This is a genomic window from Cupriavidus sp. 8B, assembly GCF_054589115.1.
This window is the reverse complement of the sequence record NZ_BAAILO010000182.1, coordinates 15,479-33,081: the sequence shown is the minus strand read 5'-3', so window position 1 is coordinate 33,081 and position 17,603 is coordinate 15,479. Positions and strand designations below refer to the sequence as shown.

Below are 17,603 nucleotides of genomic sequence, written 5' to 3'. Positions count from 1 at the left end.
TGTCCTAATGGGCAAACAGTTGCAGGTGTTCGACCACTGGACCCAGAGCCAGGGCCGGGATATAAGTGAGCGCGCCAACCATGATCACCGTGCCAACCAGCAACGCTACGAAGAGCACGCCATGCGTGGGCATCGTGCCGCTCGAGACGGCCAGGCGGGGTTTCCTGGCCAGGCTGCCGGCAATGGCGAGCACAGCTACGATCGGCACGAAACGGCCGAACCACATCGCAGGTGCCAGCAGGAGGTTGTAGTAAGGGGTGTTGGCGCTTAGACCGGCAAACGCCGAGCCGTTGTTGTTGGCGGCCGAGGAAAAGGCATACAGGACTTCCGAGAAGCCATGGGCACCCGGATTGAGAATGCCCGCCAGGCCGTCCTTGGCCAGCACGGAGACGGCGGTACCACCCAGGACCAGAAACGGCGTAATCAGGATCGCGGCAGAGACCATTTTCATCTCATAGGCTTCGATCTTCTTGCCGAGGTATTCCGGCGTACGGCCGATCATCAGGCCGGCCAGAAACACCGCCAGCATGGCGAATACCAGCATGCCATAAAGCCCAGAGCCGATCCCGCCAAATACGACCTCGCCAAGCTGGATCTGCAGCATGGGTACAAGACCGCCCAGCGGCAGCAGGCTGTCGTGCATCGTGTTCACCGCGCCACAGCTTGCTGCAGTGGTAATGGTAGTGAACAGGCTGGAGGCGGTGATACCAAAGCGGGTTTCCTTGCCCTCCATGTTGCCGGCGGTGCCGTCGACGCCAAGCTGCGTCAGCAGCGGGTTGGCATGCATCTCGGACCACTGCACCACGGCAAACATGGCGACGAAGATCACCGTCATGGCGGCGACCACCGCCACGCCCTGCCGCATATCGCCGACCATGGCACCGAACATGAAGCACAGCGCGGCCGGGATCAGGAAAATCGATAGCATCTGGACGAAATTGGCCACCCCAGTCGGATTCTCGTAGGGATGGGCGGAATTGGCGTTGAAGAAGCCACCGCCATTGGTGCCGAGCATCTTGATCGCCTCCTGTGAGGCAACCGGACCCATGGCAATGGTCTGCTTGTCCGTCTTCAGGTCCTCCATCACCGGCTTGCCAGCGCTATCGACCATGGGCTTGCCGTTGGCGTCGTTCTTTTGCTGCTGGTAGGCGATCGGCTCGATCAGTTTCACATCCTGATAGGCATCGAAATTCTGAATCGCGCCTTGCCCGGCCAGAAACAGGGCGATGAGGAAGGCGAATGGCAGCAACACATATCCGGTGGCGCGGCCGAGATCGACCCACGCATTGCCGATACCGGCGGCCGAGCGGCGGGCGAAGCCACGGACCAGTGCCACTACGACGGCGATCGCGGTGGCGGCCGAAAAGAAGTTCTGCACCGTCAACGCCAGCATCTGCGTCAGGTAGCTCATGGTGCTTTCGCCGCTATAGCCCTGCCAGTTGGTGTTGGTGACGAAGGAGACGGCAGTGTTGAAAGCGGAGCCGGCTTCGACATTGGCCATGCCGGCCGGGTTGAGCGGCAGCCAAGCTTGCAGGCGCTGCAGCGCATAGACGGCGATCACCCCAAGGAAGTTGAAGAGCACGATTGCAGCGGCATAGTGCCACCACGGCATGTCTTCATCGGCACTGGTGCCGATCAGCTTGCAGATGCCACGCTCGAAGGCACCGAGCCAGCCATAGCGGGCGCTCAGGCGGCCGTCCATAACGGCAGTCAGGTAGCGGCCCAGCGGCCAAGCCAGCGCGAACAGCGCAACCAGGTAGAGTCCGAGTTGGACGACGGGAGAGGAGTTCATGCCACGTCCTCCGCATTGAACAGCGCGTAAAGGAGATAGGCGAACAAGCCGATGGTCACGCCACCCGCCAGCCAGTAAAGCAGGTCAGCGTTCATGGCCCCGACGCTCCAGACGGCGAAAGCCCGCGATCAGCGCCCACAGCGCAGCACCAAATGCCGGAATCAGCAACACCACTATCGCGTCCACGAAATACTCCGTTTTGCGAAGGGAGACTGCCTCAATATAGGAAGGCCGCTGCAAAGACCGTGTCGAAAAGACGGCGGTTCATGTAAAAAACATATATAGATCTTGGCCGGAAAGTGATTTGTTTTACCTATTTGGCATGCCCGGTCCCCTTTGCTATAGGCGGCATTTTCTGCTCTTGGTCGGGATGCTTGCGACTCCACTCGACGCGGCGCTATTTCCCCATCATTCCCACCCGATGCCGATCCAGACGCAGGTTCTGGAGTCGCATCCGTTGGCAAGATTTGGCCGGCCGCTCGCTTTGCAGGATCTTCAGCCCTACGCGGGGGCCGCATTGCATCGGACGTTCGGGGTACGCCAGCACATCGAAGCCGCCAGATCACCACCTTAGGCTGCTACGCTCTATCGCTCGCTCGTGCCCCGGGCGGAGTCGGGGCCGGCGATCTGATCGGCAGGCGGCGGGCGCCATTGCCTTCGACTCACGGGCAGCGATCCAATGGCCGCTCTCCAAGCCCGAACGGACATTGCGCTACCCTCGGCGCGAGTGGCCACGTGATCGGATTGCGGGTTGCGCATCCACGGCGGTGAGGAGATGCTGGCGGCCCTCATCAAGAATTTCATCCGCGAGCGCCGGGTCAATGTCGGCAACCGCACGCGAAAGCAGCAACGTGCCAACCATTTGGCTGAACAGCGTGATCGCTTTCCTGCGGCTACCTTCTTTGGTCCCATCCGTCTCTTCGATGACTCTGGTGAATCGTTCGAGGTTCCCCGCGAGACCTTCCGCGTAAGCGTCGCGCGCCGCTTCGCCCAGCCGGCGGGCGTCGCCTACAAAACCCGACAAGGGGCAACCCGCATCGATACTCGCGCGATGCTCGGGGGATAGGTACCACTGAATCTGTTGCTTGACCGGGTCGGCGTCAGCCGATCTGGCGGCTTCGATTATCGAGGCAAACGCATCTCCACCATCCTCCATGGCCTTGTCCATCACCGCGGCGACCAGCGCGTCCTTTGATTTGAAGTGGTTGTAGAAACCGCCCTGTGTAAAGCCCGCCGCCTTCATCAGCTCGGCGAGCCCGACCGCATCGACGCCGCGCTCGCGAAACAGCTTCTCGGCGGCTGCCACGATCGCGTGCCGGTTTTCAATCGCCTGCTGCTTGGAAACACCCATTCCCCCTCTCTTCGGCCGCCAACGGCCCAATAAGACTCATCGAAAATACAATGTCGATCACCATTGACATTGCCGAGGCGAGTCGCCACAATCCAGCACATGACAATGTCAGTCACCATTGTCTTAAGTATAACCCACTTGACTCAAACGTCCACGCAGCACGGACACAACGTCTACCCGACGCCTGACCGCGTCGCCGCCCGGCTCTTCAAAGAGGAACGCAACATGACGAAGACAACCCCTGAACAGAACAAGGCGCTTGTGCTGGAAGCATTCGACACCCTGTTCAACAAGCGCGACTACGTTGCAGCAGAGCACTTCTGGTCCGATCGCTACATTCAGCACAGCGCACATATCGCGCCGGGACGCGCAGGCCTGTTCGATCTGATCCGCACGCTGCCCGATACCTTGCGCTATGAAAACCAGCTGATCCTGGCCGAGGGTGACTATGTCATCGCGCATGGCCGCTTTTCGGGAATGGGCAGACCCGCCGCGTGGATTGCAGCCGACGTCATCCGTTTCGAGGACGGCAAACTCGCCGAGCACTGGGACGTCCTTCAGGACGAAGCGACCCAGGCGCAATCCGTCAGCGGCCTGCCGATGTTCGGCGACCGGTTCTCGGCCTGAGCACGCAAGCGTCAACCACTAAAGCATCAGCAAGGAAATGATCATGAAACTCACCGGAAACACGATCTTCATCACGGGCGGCGGTTCAGGCATTGGCCGCGGGCTAGCCGAGGCGCTCCACAAGCGCGGCAACAAGGTCATCGTCGGCGGCCGCCGGCGCAGCCACCTGGACGAGGTGGTGGCTGCGAACCCTGGCATGGCCGCGGTCGAGCTCGACATCACCGATGCCGCCAGCATCGAGCGGGTAGCGGCGCAGTTGATCGCGGACTATCCCGATCTCAACGTGCTGATCAATAACGCCGGTGTCATGCAGCCGGACCAGGCGGGTGGCCAGATCGATGACGCGCTGATGGTGTCCACCATCACGACCAACCTCATGGGGCCGATCCGCATGACGTCCGCGTTGATCGATCACCTCAAGACCAGGAACGATGCTGTCGTCGCCTATACCAGCTCGGTGCTGGCGTTCGTGCCGTTGGCTGTGACTGCCGTGTACTCGTCGACCAAGGCGGCGCTTCATTCGTACATCCTCTCGCAGCGCTTCATGCTGCGGGACACGAAGGTTCGCGTACTCGAGATCGCACCGCCTTGGGTACGCACGGACCTCATGAACAGCCGCGAAGCCGAACAAGCGATGCCGCTTGAAGCGTTCATCGACGAAACGATCGCTGTCCTCGGAACCGATGCAGATGAGATTCTGGTTGAAGGCGCCAAGCTGTTCCGTGGCAACCCGGGTCCCGGTGAACACGACATGGTCAATGGCTTCAATGCACAGATGATGGCGATGCAGGCTGGGTGATTCGCTGCCTGCCGGATACAGAGTGCCGCCGAGCGAGAGGGGATTGACATGGATGCCCATATCGCCGAGTGCCATAGCCAATGTCGTGGTCTTGGCCTTCGCCAGTCGGGCACAGGCTCGGATTCTTCGGCCTCGGCATGTCCCCCCTCCCTCCGCTACGAGCGGATGCCGAACAAGCCGTGCCAGAACGAATCGAAGGCGCCGGGGTGACGCCTGGGCCGCGTCGCCTCGTCGGGGTTTGACGCCTCCGCCCCGCCGGGCGTCGGGGCAGCCCCGGTGTCAGGCGCGTCTGCGGCCGGCGCGCTTGCCCGCCGCGACGCCTCCAAGGCCCATGCGCTGTCCGCGATGCGTGCCGCCAGTTCCACGTCGCAGTCCCGGCCGAGCAGCACGCCGAAGATGACGTCGCGGTTGTGGCCGTCATCGGCAAAGCGCATCGCGATGGCGACCATCTTCTCGTAGTGTTCCTGCGCGACGCGCTGGGCCTCGCGTTGGGTCTCGCGCTCCTGTTCTTCCTGCGCCTCGCGCTCGGCCTGGCAGCGCCGCATCTCCCGCTCGAATACTTCGTCGTAGATCTGGCGCTGCACGGCATCGGAAAGAATGGCGTAGGCATCGCGGATTTCCTGGAATACCCCGTGCGCCTCCGCCTCGCGGCCAAGGTTGCGGTCGGGGTGCCACTTCATCGCGGCGCGGCGGTAGGCGCGCTTGATCTCGTCCAGGGTGGCATCCGATTGCACGCCGAGGGTCGCGTAGAGGGTGGTCATGGGCCTGGGGTGGCTGCTGGGGGGCTTTTATCCTAGCACGGGGTGACCCGCCAGCACGGTCACCGCCACGTCGACGTGGTGCTGTTATCGACAGCGCACTTATCCCCTTTTGCGCGCTTATATGCACATCGACGTCATTCGGCACGGTTCCGCTCTTGTCGTGGCGGCCTCGCCGATAGGGCATGCCGCTGGCGGTACCGCGTCTTGCAGCCCCCCGGAGCGGCCAAGACGGCGAAAAGTTGCCTAGGCTTGATGGATGCCGATGAAATTGTAAGAGGACCAGAGATGGCCGCCACGAAATCCACTCGCCGGCCGGCAAAGGGCCGCGCCGGTACTAGCGCCGGGACCGTGCGGCGCTGGTCGCAGGATGTGACCGTGCGCAGCAACGCACTGGACCTCGAACCGCATCTCTTCGCCTCGGACAGCCCCGAGGAGATCGCCGCCTCGCTCAAGCGGTCCGCCCTGAGCAGCCGGCGCCGCAAGGGCACGGCTTTCCAGTCGGCGATGTCGATGCTCAACTTCTACATCAATCGCGCCGGCCGTAACCTGCCCAGGGAGCGCCGCGCCACGCTCGAGCAGGCCAAGGGCAAGCTGCGCGAAGCGTTCGGGCGGCCACCATAAGGACCGGCCACGCGCCCCCGGCTCGCTTGCGCGATTGCGTGTGCGAGCTAATGCTTGTTCCCATGTCATCTTCGCGGAGCAACATCATGGACACACGAAGCGAACTGCAAGCCACCGTGGACGCCCTGGTTCAAGCGGGCAAAGGTCTGCTGGCCGCCGACGAGAGCGGGCCGACGATCGCCAAGCGGTTCGAGCGCATCGGGGTGGAATCGAGTGAGGAGAGCCGCCGGGTGTGGCGCAACCTGCTCCTGTCGACACCAGGTCTTGGTGAATTCATCAGCGGCGTGATCCTGTACGAGGAAACGCTGGGCCAGCGCGCCGACGATGGCACGCCGCTGCCAGAACTGGCTGCGCGCCATGGCATCGTGCCCGGCATCAAGGTGGACAAGGGCAAGCTCGCGCTCGCCCATGCTCCCGGCGACGAGATCACCGAAGGCCTCGACGGGCTGGCCAAGCGGCTTGCCGGCTATCGCCAGCAGGGCGCGCGCTTTGCCAAGTGGCGCGCGGTGTACAACGTGTCCGACAAACTGCCTGGGCAGCTTGCCATCCAGGCCAATGCGCAGGCGCTGGCACGCTATGCCGCGATCTGCCAGGAGACGGGCGTGGTGCCTATCGTCGAGCCCGAGGTGCTCATGGATGGCGCGCACTCCATGGCGCGTTGCGCCGAGGTCACCGAGGCCGTGCTGCACGAAGTCTTTCACGCCTTGCACCGGCATGCGGTGGTGCTCGAACACATGCTGCTGAAACCCAGCATGGTGCTCCCCGGCAAGGAGGCCGGGCACGCGGCGCCGGCCGAGGTTGCCATGCAGACCGTGCAGGTGCTCAAGCGCACGGTGCCGGCGGCGGTGCCGGGCATCTTCTTCCTGTCCGGCGGCCAAACGCCCACTGAGGCCACCGCCAATCTCGATGCCATGAACCGGCTCGCCCCGCAGCCCTGGCGGCTGGCCTTCTCCTACGGGCGCGCCTTGCAGGAGCCGCCCCTGCTGGCCTGGCATGGCGAAGCCGCTAACGCGGCGCAAGCGCAACGGGCGCTGCTGCAGCGCGCACGGCTGAATGGCATGGCCTGCCTGGGGCAATACGAAGCGGCGCTGGAGACTGCTGCGGGCTGAGCTTTGGGAACATAGCCCAAAGTCGATTGATCGTTGAATGCGGGTTGAGAATACGTGCGCTCGCCGCCGCAGGAGAGTGTCCCAGCTTGCGTCCTGCGGCCGACAGCCCGCCTGGGTTTGCCGTTTCAACAAAAAGCCGGATGTCACCGGGGTTCTCCACGATATTTCCGTTCTTTTTGAAGATGATTCAACCGGTGGGCCAATTATCAAAGCGCGCCGGACCTTGCACAATGTTCCACATCAGCAATCGGCGATCGAATCCCCATGAAGCTCGTGCGAACGTTCCCGACAGGGCACGGGACGCCGTCAGCCTTGCATGAACGCCGCCGACCGCCGTCGCCAGCCAGGCAACGTGACCGGCAATCCAGGCCGGGATCAACGCGTCGGCGAGGCTAATGCAAGTTCATCCTTACGCAAGGGGTAAAGAATGTTTGTTTATCGTGGCTCGACCGCTTTGATTACAGGGGCATCGAAAGGGCTAGGGAAGGTCTTCGCGGAGACACTTGCCGCACGCGGCATGAACCTGGTGCTGGTAGCGCGCTCTGGTGACGCTTTGCGCGCCCTGGCGCAAGACCTTACCGCCAGATACAGCGTCCAATGCGTCCCGCTCAGCGCTGACCTGGCCAATCCCTATGCCGCCATTCAGATCGGCGAGGAACTCGAGCACCGCGGCATTCAGGTCGACCTGCTGGTCAACAATGCGGGGCTTGGCCTGACCGGCAGCTTCCTCTCGCAGGATTTCAAGAAAGTACAGTCGGAGATCCAGGTCAACGTCCAGGCGCTGGTCGCGCTTGCCCACCAGCTTGGCAGCGCAATGACAAAGCGGGGCACGGGCGGCATCATCAATCTTGCGTCCAACGCGAGCTTTCAGCCGCTCCCTTACATGGGCACCTACGCTGCCACCAAGGCGTTCGTCCTTTTCTTCAGCGAAGCGCTGCAATATGAGCTTGCCGGCACGGGCGTTCATGTGATGGCAGCTTGCCCAGGACCCACGGCAACGAGCTTCTTTGACGGGGTGTCGACCGAGGTGTCGCCCAAGGACATGGACAGCTCGGAATCGGTTGTCGAAAAAACACTCAAGGCCTTCGATCGAAGGAAAGCGGTCGCCTACCCAGGGCGGACAAGCGTGCGAGCGGCCACCTGGTTGTCGCGCTTTGTTCCCCGAACGCTCGCGGTTCGCCTCGCGGCAATGGCCACTGGAAAAATGGGGCTCCAAGGCTGAAAGCACTCGGAGACGCTTGCAGCCGGTCCCTGCACGCGTCTTCGCCATCGAGACGGGTAACCCAACCCAGGGCATCCGCACCCGCAAATCGGACGCGGCCGTGCATCGGGTCGACGCCGGGACGCCGAGCTGCGCGCGAAGCGTGCTCAATTCAACGATTCGCCGGATCCGGACGGCGGCTTCTAACGCTCAGACTCATTGGATATGAACATGAAACATCAGGAAAGAACGCCGGCTCGTCAAGGAGAAACGCAATGAAGATTCTCGTGACCGGAGCGACCGGCTATATCGGTGGTGCCGCCGCCAAGGCGCTCGTCAAACGTGGACACGAGGTCTTCGGCCTCGCGCGATCGGAAGAATCCGCCGGGCGGCTTCGCCTCGCCGGAATCACCCCTGTCGCCGGCGACTTCACCGACAACGCGAGCCTGATCAGAGCGGCCAGCGGAGTCGATACGATCGTCAGTACGGCAAGCATCGGCTCACTGGCGGGCAGCGCCGAAACGTTCGCGCAGGATCGGGACGCGATTCGCGCCATGCTTGGCGCTGTCGAGGGGTCGGGCAAGACCCTGGTCTTCACCAGCGGCTCGGCGGTCCTTGGCATCGTCAATGGCGGCGAGGCGACGCGCGACGTATTCGATGAAGATGTGCGCCTGCCGTTGCCGCCCGCGGTCTTCGCGCCTGCATCGGCAAATGTGCCGCCACTGCTGGTGGAAATGCTCGGCGCAGCCATGGGCGCGCGCGTCGAGACGGAGAAGGAAGTGGCGAACGCCTTCGGGATCCGGGGCATCGTGATGCGTCCGGGCCTCGTTTATGGAAACGGCGGCAGCTACGACTTGCCCGCCCTCATCCGCATGGCCCGCGCCCAAGGCGTCGCGCCCCACCTCGGAGCAGGCGGCACGCTGCAGGGATATGTTCATGTGGATGATCTAGCCGAACTGTATTGTCTCGCGGTCGAGGGCGCGCCCGCTGGCGCAGTGCTGCACGGCGTAGCAGGTGAAGTCAGCCAGCGGGAGCTCGCCGCGGCCGTCAGCCGCATGATCGGCGCCGGCGATCGCACAGCGAGTCTCCAGCTCGAGGAGATGTACGCTGCTGGCGGCCCGGTCGGCGTGAGCCTCTCGTTGAACAAGCGCATGTCGTCAGATAAGACACGCCGTCTGCTGGGCTGGTCGCCAACCCGCACGGACATCCTGCACGATATCGAGTTCGGGTCGTACGCCGCCTGAATGTCGCGCCTGGAGGCCGGCTCAAGAACGCCTCCAGGATCCGCCCGTAGCCTTCAGCGTATCTGCCTCGATGGCATGAGAATATGCTGCCATCGCAATGACATCCTGCCGTGATGACGATCGCTCGCCTGCTCTCCTTCCCGCCGCTTGCCTTGCTTGCCTTGCTCGCCGTCAGCGCTAGCGCGGCCGCCCCCGACGAAGAATCCCTGGGCAGAGCCGAGGGCTATCCGCCGGCTCGCAGCCAGAGGCAAGCCTTTGATGAGCGCTATCGCGTCGGCTCGTTCAGCGCGATGGACAGCTTCAATCCGTCCTGCGCGCTCGCGTCGGCAGACGATCCGCTTGCGCTGAAGAAGGCCGCCATCGAGACGCCGTTCACCTACCGTTTTCGTGGCCGCCAGTTGACACTGGACGACTACATGCAGCGACAGCGCGCCACCGGACTTCTGGTCGTGAAGGACGGCGAGATTGTCGCGGAACGCTACAACTACATGCGCACCGCTGACATGCGGATGCTCTCCAACTCGATGGCCAAGACGATTACCGCGCTGGCCATCGTCAAGGCGCAGGAAGAGGGCTTCATCCGTTCCCTTGATGACACCGCCGAGACCTACGCGCCTCAGCTCAAGGACACGCTGTACGGACAGACCCGAATCGTGAATCTGATGCGCATGGCCTCGGGCGCCCGGTACACCGAGGACTACTCGGCGCACGACGATCGGGCCAGGTTCAACGATGCCGTGCGCCGAGCTGGCGTTGCCCAGGCCGCTCGGCTGATCACGGCGCGCAGCGATCCCGAAGGGGTGCGCTTCAACTATGCCGGGGCCCAGACCCAAATCCTGGGGCTGGTGTTGCGTGGTGCCACGAGCCGCACGCTCTGTGACTACGTCGATGAGAAGCTATGGAAGCCGATCGGCGCCCAGGCGCAGGCGACGTGGCTGGTGAACCCGGTCGACCAGGAAGAGCTCGCGCAAGGTGGCTTCAATGCCACGCTGCACGACTACGCTCGCCTGGGCTTGATGATGGCGTCCGATGGACTGGTGAGGGGCACCGCTGTGCTATCACGCGACCACCTGCTCGCGATGACGGATGCACCACGGCAACCCGAAGCATTTCGGCCAGGGCACATGGAGTACCACGGCAGCACCTACTACGGCTACGGCCTGCAAACCTGGATCCTGCCCGGCAGTCACCGCCGGTTTGCCCTCCTGGGCATCCACGGGCAGGCCATCTTCGTCGATCCCGCGTTGAACCTGGTGGTGGTGCATACCGCTGTCGGCAAGGATGCGTCGGGCGACGCGAGCGGCGCCCACCTTGGCGCGGAACGCGACGCGCTGCTGCGTGGCATCGTATCGACCTATGGCAACTGGTAGCAACTGGTAGCAACTGGTAGAAGCATTGACCCAAGCGCTCAAGAGGCTCGTGCGGCTCAGGCGGGCGACGGTGTATCTCGCGGCGGCGCGCCGCCGTCGCCCTCAATGCGCAGTCGTGGCAGGAACTGCGGGAATTCGCGCTGCATGAAGTCGATCAGCCCTTCGCGCACGATGCAGCGCAGATCCCACGCCTGGCCAGACGAGGCCGCGGTGCACAGTACGCGTATCTGCATCGTCCGCTCCGTGGCTTCGGTGACCACCAGATTGACGAAGCGCTGGTCCCACTGTGGCGCTGCGTGCACGATGCGCTCCAGCTCCTTGCGCAGCGGGGCCAGCGGCATGCCGTAGTCGACGTGGAAGAACACGGATCCCGTGATCTGGGCATTGTTGCGGGTCCAGTTCTGGAAGGGCTTCTCGATGAAATACTGCAGCGGGATGATGAGACGGCGCTCGTCCCATATCCGGAGCACCACATACGTGCCGGCAATCTCCTCCACGCGGCCCCACTCACCTTCGATGATCAGTACGTCATCGAGCCGGATAGGCTGCGTCAGCGCAATCTGCAGCCCGGCAATCAGGTTGCTGAACACGGGCTTGGCCGCCAAGCCAGCAATCAGGCCAATCACGCCTGCCGAGGCCAGCAGGCTGGCGCCGACTTGTCTAGCCCCCGGAAAGGTCATGAGCAGCATCGCCGCACCCATCACCACGACCAGGGTCATCGCAGTGCGCGAGAGCACGCGTGTTTGCGTGTGAATGCGCCGTGCACTCATGTTGTCCGCTACGTCCACGGGGTGCCGATCCAGGATGCCCTGGGCGAAGCCGGCGATGATGCGCACCACAAGCCAGGTGGTGGCGGCAATGAGCAACAGGCCGTTGAGATGGCGCACGCTGTCGATCCAGCGTAGCGCGTCTGGCGCGGCCAGCCAGACCGGCTGCAGCGCCAGCAAGGGCAAGACCACCTCAGCCGGGGCACGCGCTTTCCTCACAATCGTATGCAGCACCGGGGCGGGCCGGGTAATGCGCAACAGCAGCATGCCGCCGAGGCGATGCGCCAGCAGTGCGACGACGACGGCGATCAGGGCCGCTGCCCATGTGCCGAACCAGGGGTGGGCGAGGAGGATTGCAATGTTCATCGGTCGATCGTCCTATGTCATCGCGGGTTGCGTGTTGATTGCAGGTAACGACATGAAGATGGGACAGAAGTTTCGCCGTTTTGGGGCAGGCGGCGGCAATCGCATGGAATTCGGCACCGCACGCGCCATGGTCTGCCGGGCAAATGATACGATCAATGGATGAATTGTTGCCGCCGTCGGCCGACATTCGCTGCAGCGACTTGAGCGATGCGCTGTTGCCCGGCCCAACCGGATGGAGAGTCATGAACGACAAGCAAGATGTAGCGCCGGACAGCACGGCAGCGCGAGTCGCCTTGTGGCGCGCCCTGCATGTCGAGGCCGACGCCCCGCCGCATGTGCTGGAAGACAAGATCGGCCTCAAGCTGCTGGCCCCGGACGAGGACTGGCGCCGCCGCGGGGACATGGACCCGCAGTTCACGCGCCCCTTCCGCGCTTCGATCGTGGCGCGCGCTCGCTTCATCGAAGACCTGGTCGCGGAACAGGCCGCCCGCGGGCTGGCTCAGTACGTCATCCTCGGCGCCGGCCTTGACAGCTTCGCGCAGCGCAGGCCGGAGATCGCATCCCGCCTGAGGGTGTTCGAGGTCGACCAGCCGGGTCCTCAGGCATGGAAGCGTCAGCGCCTGATGGAGCTCGGTTTCGGCATCCCGGACTGGCTGCGCTTCGTGCCGGTCGATTTCGAGGCGGGCGAGGGATGGCGGGACGGGCTCGCGGCCGCCGGCTTCGATGACAGCAAGCCGGCAATCGTGGTCTCCACTGGCGTCAGCATGTATCTCACCAAGGCTGCGAACGCGGCCACGCTGCGCCAGGTCGCCGATCTCGCCCCGGGATCGACCCTCGCCATGACGTTCCTGCTGCCGCTGGAGCTGGCGGACCCCGAGGTACGTCCCGGGCTCGAGATGGCGGAGAAGGGCGCGCGAGCAAGCGGGACCCCTTTCCTCAGCTTCTTCACCCCGCCGGAGATCCTGGCGCTGGCCCGCGAAGCTGGCTTCAGGGAAGCACGGCACGTCTCGGCGGCCGATCTTGCCCGGCGCTACTTCGCGGGCAGGACGGATGATCTGCGCCCGCCGAACAATGCGGAGGAGCTGCTGGTGGCGAATACCTAGCGGCCCGCATGCATTCCCGTTGTGGCAACACCCCGGTACGGGCTACCTGCGGTTCGGCACGGGGCGGCGGCAAATCAATCCGAACCCCCGAGCAAGAAACGAAGGGCATCGCGCCACCAGCCATCGTCAACTCGCTCGAACCAATCGTTGTGCTCGGCACCAGGCACTACGCGCAATTGCCGAGGCGCTACCAACTCCTTATGCAATGCCACGCCAAAGCGCGCCGGGACGATGCTGTCGCGCTCGGCAACCACCACGACCACGGGCCGGTCGAACAACGCCAGGTTGGCCGCGCTGTCGTAGCGGTCCCGCAGCAGCCACGACACCGGCAGCCAGGGATAGTGGTAGCCGGCAACATGCTGCAGCGTGTCCCATGGCGTGATCAGCATCAGGCCTGCTGTCTTGTCCCGCTGGCGCGCTCCGGCCGCGGCCGCAACGCCGGCCCCCAGCGATTCGCCGATCAACAGCAGCGGTGCGCCATATTGGCGATAGGCCTGCGCAATGACCTGCTCTGCATCCGCCACAAGGCTGGCTTCGCCCAACGGTCCCGGGCGCGGTCCATAGCCTGGGTACTCGGCGAGAATCACGCGCACGCCCACGGGCGCCAGCGCCGCGGCGTAAGCCTTACGGTTACCGGCATGTCCGGCATTGCCATGGAAAACAATCGCAGTGGCACGCACCGGCCCGGTGGGCTCGGCAACCAACCCCTTGAAGTCTTGCGAAGACGGCCAGGCCCTTAGCCCGCCAGCAACCAGTTCTGGCAACTCTGCCTTGACAGGGAAATACAGAAATTGGTCCTGCAGAGCCGCAAGGGCAGGGGAAGGCAGAAGAGCGCCGAGCCATAGCACAAGTCCAGCGGTCTTCATCGCCATTCGCAACCCGGCACCCCCGCATCCAGGCATCCCATCAGTCCGCGCTGTCCCCATGCGCCTTGTGCTGCGACGCCATCTGCTGCTGCTGTGCGGGCGGCACGGCTTCGTAGTGACTGAGCTGGATCGTGTAGTTGCCATGACCGCCAGTGATGCTGTTCAGGCGCGACTGATAGTCGTTGAGCTCCGACAGCGGCACCTGTCCTGTCACGAGAACGCTGTTGCCCGCCGCGGTACGCGTGCCACGCACCTGGCCGCGCTTGGCGGAGAGGTCGCTGATGATGTCGCCCATTGCCGCCTCTGGCATCGTCACCTCGATATCCACGATAGGCTCCAGCACGCTCGGCCGCGCCTTGAGCACGGCCTCGATAAAGGCCTTGCGCCCCGCGGCCGCGAATGCCACTTCCTTCGAATCGACCGAATGGCTCTTGCCGTCGTACACGGTGACGCGCACGTCCTGCATCGGAAAGCCCGCCAGCGGGCCACTCTCCAGGACCTGGCGGATGCCCTTTTCCACAGCGGGAATGAACTGGCCCGGAATCGCGCCGCCCTTGACCGCGTCGACAAACTCAAAGCCCGTGCCGCGTGGCAGCGGCTCAACGCGCAGCTGCACCTCGCCGAACTGGCCGGCACCACCCGTCTGCTTCTTGTGGCGATGATGCCCCTCGGCCTTGCCGCCAATGGTCTCGCGATAAGCAATCTTCGGCGGCCGCGTCACCACCTCCAGCTTGTACTGCTCCGTCAGGCGCTCCAGCGCGCAGCGCAGCTGGAGTTCACCCAGGCCAAGCACAACGGTCTCATTGGTGCCGGCCGGATGCTCGATGCGCAGGCAGGGGTCTTCCGCGCTCAGCTTCTGCAGCACCTCAGCCAGGCGCTGCTCGTGGCCGCGGCGCGATGGTTCGATCGCCAGGCCATAGATCGGCGTGGGAAAGTCGAGCGGGGCCAGGTGGATGTGTGCATCCTCGCTGGCATCATGCAGCACGGCGTCGAAGGCGATCTCGTCGATCTTGGCCACGGCGCAGATGTCGCCGGGTCCGGCCTGCGGCACTTCAACGCGCTCCTTGCCCTGCAGCATCAGCAGATGCGCGACCTTGAACGGCTGGCGGGCGTTGCCGATAAAAAGCTGGCTGTCGCGCGTGACCGTGCCCTGGTGGATGCGGAACACCGCCATCCTCCCCAGATACGGGTCCATCGTGATCTTGAAGACATGGGCCAGCACATGCTTGTCGGGCACCGGCTCGGCACGAACCGTTTCCTGGCGCTCGCCTGCTTCACGGTAGAACAGCGGCGGATTGCCCTCGGCCGGGTTAGGCAGCAACCGCACGATCACGTCGAGCAGTTCCGGAACGCCCGTGCCGCTGGTCGCCGATGTGAAGCAGATCGGCACCAGGTGCCCCTCGCGCAACGCCCGCTCGAACGGCGCGTGCAATTGCTCCGGCGCAATCTGCTCGCCCTGCTCCAGATAAAGCTCCATCAGCTTGGGATCGATCTCCACCACCTGATCGACCAGCGCCTCGTGCGCCGAAGCCACCGACAGGAAATCAGCCTCGCCCGCCGGGTTGAAAAAGCAATCGACAACCTCGCTGCCTCGCCCCGCCGGCAGGTTGATCGGCAAGCACTCCTTGCCGAACGCCTCCTGGAGGTCCGCCACCAGCTTGGGCAGATCCACCTTCTCCTTGTCGATGCCGTTGACCACGATCATCCGGCACAGCTTGCGCGCCTGCGCCCAGGCCATCATGCGCCGAGTTGTCATCTCGATGCCGGCCTGCGCGTTGATGACGATGGCGGCCGTCTCCACCGCCGCCAGGGCGCTTATCGACAGGCCGGCGAAATCCGGATAGCCAGGCGTGTCGAGCAGGTAGATACGGGTGTCGTGATAGTGGAGGTGGGCAGCCGCCGTGGCGAGCGAGTGGCGATATTTGCGCTCCAAGGGATCGAAATCGCACACCGTGGTGCCGCGCTCGACGCTGCCGGGCATGTGCAGCGCGCCTCCCTTGTGCAGCAACGCCTCGACCAGCGAGGTCTTGCCGCACCCCGCGTGCCCCAGCAGGGCGACTGTACGAATGGCATCGGGACTATAAAGCATGGTCGCCCTCGTCCGGCAATGGCAGTTAGACCATTATTGGCGATATAGGGCGGGAACGCCATGCGCGGTAGCAGCGTGGCTTGCCTGGTGCACTGCACAACGACTGTCTTGTCCCTGCGGTTCACCCGGCGACGCCATCATGACGGCGTCGCTGCAGTTTCCGCCGCCAGCAGATTCGCATCCCGCGCAAGCCGCCAACGCCCGTCGGCGTCCTTGCGCAGGATCGTCAACGTATAGCCGGAGCGGCGCACGGCGGGGCTACCGCCAGGCGGCGTGATGGTCATCCGGATATGGTTGCGCAGATAAGCCCAGTCGCCGAGGACCTGGATTTCCTGGATGTCGTAGGCGCCCTCGATCTTGACGTTCTTCATGCCTTCCGACGCCGCCGCGAACGCCTTCTTGCCGAAGGGCGGCTGGCCGGCGACCATGAAGATCACGTCGTCAGTCATCAGGTCCAGGACGGTGGCGATGTCGCCGGCCTTGCTGGCGGCGAACCAGGTGTCGACTACGTCGCGGATGGCACGTTCGTCTTGGGTCATTCCTGATAGTTCCTGTAAGGGTCAAGCCAGGGCAAGTGCGCGCCCTGCGCCCGTCCGGGACGCAGCGAGCGCACTTGCCCATTCTAGCTGGCAGAGCGCGGCAGACCGGCGCACGCGGTACGGCCCCATATCGCTCTGAGCACCATCAATTCGAATCTGGAATAGCTGTTAGTCCCGCCAGATGGCTACCGACAGGCAGGCCTCGTTATTACTCTCTATCCGTGGCAACCAATACCGGCACCACTTAACGAAGCCCCTCCGGCCAGCACCACCAAAGCCCGAGGGACTCGATCTGGAGAAGCATCATGGCAAACAAGCTCGAAGGCAAAGTCGCGTTGATCACCGGAGCCAGCGCAGGCATCGGCCTGGCCACCGCCAAGCGGTTCGCATCGGAAGGCGCGCGCGTCTTCATCACGGGGCGCCGTCAGGCCGAACTCGACCAGGCCGTCAGCGAAATCGGGCGCGGCGCAGTCGCGATTCGCGGCGACGTGGCAAATCTGGACGACCTCGACCGCATCTACGCGCAGATCAAGGAAGAAGCAGGGCGCCTGGACGTGCTGTTTGCCAACGCAGGCGTCTATGAATTCGGTACGTTCGGGGAGATCACGGAGCAGCACTTCGACAAGACCTTCGACGTGAACGTACGCGGCACGCTGTTCACGGTGCAAAAGGCGCTACCGCTGCTGGTAGACGGCGGCTCGGTCATCCTGACCGGATCCGTTGCCTCGTTCAAGGGCTACGCCGATTTCTCGGTCTACAACGCCACCAAGGCTGCAATACGCTCGTTTGCCCGCAGCTGGACAAACGATCTGAAGCCGCGCCATATCCGCGTGAACTCGCTCGCCCCGGGCCACACCCAGACTCCCGGCCTGGACACCCTGGTGACGCCGGAGCACAAGGCCGCGATGATTGACGCCACACCGGCGGGCCGCTTGGCCACGGGAGACGACCTCGCCAAGGCTGCGGTATTCCTCGCCTCGGACGACAGTGCCTTTATC

The 17,603-nt window shown here is 63.9% G+C and carries 18 protein-coding genes and 1 pseudogene; 10 read left to right on the top strand and 9 right to left on the bottom strand.

The window, feature by feature from the left end; translation table 11 throughout:
• Positions 1-4: 4 nt before the first annotated feature.
• From kdpA to ACYP5B_RS18490, 3 genes are all read right to left on the bottom strand, one after another.
• A complete protein-coding gene (kdpA, locus tag ACYP5B_RS18500) occupies positions 5-1,792 on the bottom strand; it encodes a potassium-transporting ATPase subunit KdpA (RefSeq protein ID WP_459570663.1) in 1,788 nt (595 codons plus the stop codon).
• Entirely contained in the window at positions 1,789-1,887 is a 99-nt protein-coding gene (kdpF, locus tag ACYP5B_RS18495; protein WP_318235815.1) for a K(+)-transporting ATPase subunit F, read from the bottom strand. Before kdpF ends, kdpA begins: the two co-directional genes overlap by 4 nt.
• 617 nt (positions 1,888-2,504) lie before the next feature.
• The gene (locus ACYP5B_RS18490; RefSeq protein WP_459570662.1) at positions 2,505-3,143 is read right to left on the bottom strand and encodes a TetR/AcrR family transcriptional regulator; all 639 of its coding nucleotides are present in this window, start codon (positions 3,141-3,143) and stop codon (positions 2,505-2,507) included.
• A 225-nt stretch (positions 3,144-3,368) separates the two neighbouring features.
• Between ACYP5B_RS18490 and ACYP5B_RS18485 the strand changes: the two genes are divergently transcribed.
• Both ACYP5B_RS18485 and ACYP5B_RS18480 read left to right on the top strand, forming a co-directional pair.
• Positions 3,369-3,770: a nuclear transport factor 2 family protein gene (locus ACYP5B_RS18485; RefSeq protein ID WP_459570661.1), complete on the top strand. Its 402-nt coding sequence runs from the start codon at positions 3,369-3,371 to the stop codon at positions 3,768-3,770.
• A gap of 43 nt (positions 3,771-3,813) precedes the next feature.
• Complete coding sequence (locus ACYP5B_RS18480; protein ID WP_459570660.1) at positions 3,814-4,569, top strand: SDR family oxidoreductase; 756 nt, start codon at positions 3,814-3,816, stop codon at positions 4,567-4,569.
• A gap of 155 nt (positions 4,570-4,724) precedes the next feature.
• Here the strand turns inward: ACYP5B_RS18480 and ACYP5B_RS18475 are convergent, their stop codons facing one another.
• Positions 4,725-5,330 carry a J domain-containing protein gene (locus tag ACYP5B_RS18475; protein ID WP_459570659.1) on the bottom strand — a complete coding sequence of 202 codons (606 nt, stop codon included), beginning with the start codon at positions 5,328-5,330 and terminating at the stop codon, positions 4,725-4,727.
• A 285-nt stretch (positions 5,331-5,615) separates the two neighbouring features.
• Between ACYP5B_RS18475 and ACYP5B_RS18470 the strand changes: the two genes are divergently transcribed.
• Together ACYP5B_RS18470 and ACYP5B_RS18465 are read left to right on the top strand one after the other, a co-directional pair.
• Complete coding sequence (locus tag ACYP5B_RS18470; RefSeq protein ID WP_459570658.1) at positions 5,616-5,951, top strand: DUF3175 domain-containing protein; 336 nt, start codon at positions 5,616-5,618, stop codon at positions 5,949-5,951.
• Between the two features lie 86 nt (positions 5,952-6,037).
• Entirely contained in the window at positions 6,038-7,060 is a 1,023-nt protein-coding gene (locus tag ACYP5B_RS18465) for a class I fructose-bisphosphate aldolase (RefSeq protein ID WP_459570657.1), read from the top strand.
• A gap of 49 nt (positions 7,061-7,109) precedes the next feature.
• On the opposite strand, the pseudogene ACYP5B_RS18460 reads toward ACYP5B_RS18465, so the two are convergent.
• A pseudogene (locus ACYP5B_RS18460) lies at positions 7,110-7,220 on the bottom strand (helix-turn-helix domain-containing protein); the annotation flags it as partial.
• Between the two features lie 267 nt (positions 7,221-7,487).
• Here ACYP5B_RS18460 and ACYP5B_RS18455 point away from each other — a divergent pair.
• The 3 genes from ACYP5B_RS18455 to ACYP5B_RS18445 all read left to right on the top strand — a co-directional run bounded on the left by ACYP5B_RS18455 (position 7,488) and on the right by ACYP5B_RS18445 (position 10,875).
• On the top strand, positions 7,488-8,282 hold the full coding sequence (locus ACYP5B_RS18455; protein ID WP_459570656.1) for an SDR family NAD(P)-dependent oxidoreductase: 795 nt from the start codon (positions 7,488-7,490) through the stop codon (positions 8,280-8,282).
• Positions 8,283-8,536: 254 nt separating this feature from the next.
• Positions 8,537-9,505: an NAD-dependent epimerase/dehydratase family protein gene (locus ACYP5B_RS18450; RefSeq protein WP_459570655.1), complete on the top strand. Its 969-nt coding sequence runs from the start codon at positions 8,537-8,539 to the stop codon at positions 9,503-9,505.
• Positions 9,506-9,666: 161 nt separating this feature from the next.
• A complete protein-coding gene (locus ACYP5B_RS18445; protein ID WP_459570654.1) occupies positions 9,667-10,875 on the top strand; it encodes a serine hydrolase domain-containing protein in 1,209 nt (402 codons plus the stop codon).
• Positions 10,876-10,931: 56 nt separating this feature from the next.
• Here ACYP5B_RS18445 and ACYP5B_RS18440 read toward each other — a convergent pair whose 3' ends face one another.
• Positions 10,932-12,008 carry a mechanosensitive ion channel family protein gene (locus ACYP5B_RS18440; RefSeq protein WP_459570653.1) on the bottom strand — a complete coding sequence of 359 codons (1,077 nt, stop codon included), beginning with the start codon at positions 12,006-12,008 and terminating at the stop codon, positions 10,932-10,934.
• On the opposite strand from ACYP5B_RS18440, the gene ACYP5B_RS18435 reads away from it, so the two are divergent.
• Together ACYP5B_RS18435 and ACYP5B_RS18430 are read left to right on the top strand one after the other, a co-directional pair.
• Positions 12,001-12,171, top strand: a complete 171-nt coding sequence (locus ACYP5B_RS18435; RefSeq protein ID WP_459570652.1) for a hypothetical protein — start codon at positions 12,001-12,003, stop codon at positions 12,169-12,171. The genes ACYP5B_RS18440 and ACYP5B_RS18435 overlap by 8 nt on opposite strands.
• A gap of 79 nt (positions 12,172-12,250) precedes the next feature.
• A complete protein-coding gene (locus ACYP5B_RS18430; RefSeq protein ID WP_459570651.1) occupies positions 12,251-13,111 on the top strand; it encodes a class I SAM-dependent methyltransferase in 861 nt (286 codons plus the stop codon).
• A gap of 74 nt (positions 13,112-13,185) precedes the next feature.
• Here ACYP5B_RS18430 and ACYP5B_RS18425 read toward each other — a convergent pair whose 3' ends face one another.
• The 3 genes from ACYP5B_RS18425 to ACYP5B_RS18415 form a co-directional block, all read right to left on the bottom strand.
• Positions 13,186-13,977 (bottom strand): alpha/beta hydrolase, encoded by a 792-nt coding sequence (locus ACYP5B_RS18425; protein ID WP_459570650.1) that lies wholly within the window; start codon positions 13,975-13,977, stop codon positions 13,186-13,188.
• Between the two features lie 40 nt (positions 13,978-14,017).
• Positions 14,018-16,066, bottom strand: a complete 2,049-nt coding sequence (gene fusA / locus ACYP5B_RS18420; protein WP_400095496.1) for an elongation factor G — start codon at positions 16,064-16,066, stop codon at positions 14,018-14,020.
• Positions 16,067-16,203: 137 nt separating this feature from the next.
• Positions 16,204-16,605: an SgcJ/EcaC family oxidoreductase gene (locus tag ACYP5B_RS18415; protein ID WP_459570649.1), complete on the bottom strand. Its 402-nt coding sequence runs from the start codon at positions 16,603-16,605 to the stop codon at positions 16,204-16,206.
• Positions 16,606-16,910: 305 nt separating this feature from the next.
• Here ACYP5B_RS18415 and ACYP5B_RS18410 point away from each other — a divergent pair.
• Positions 16,911-17,603, top strand: a 693-nt coding sequence (locus ACYP5B_RS18410) for an SDR family NAD(P)-dependent oxidoreductase (protein WP_459570648.1), incomplete at its 3' end; no start/stop codon positions are given.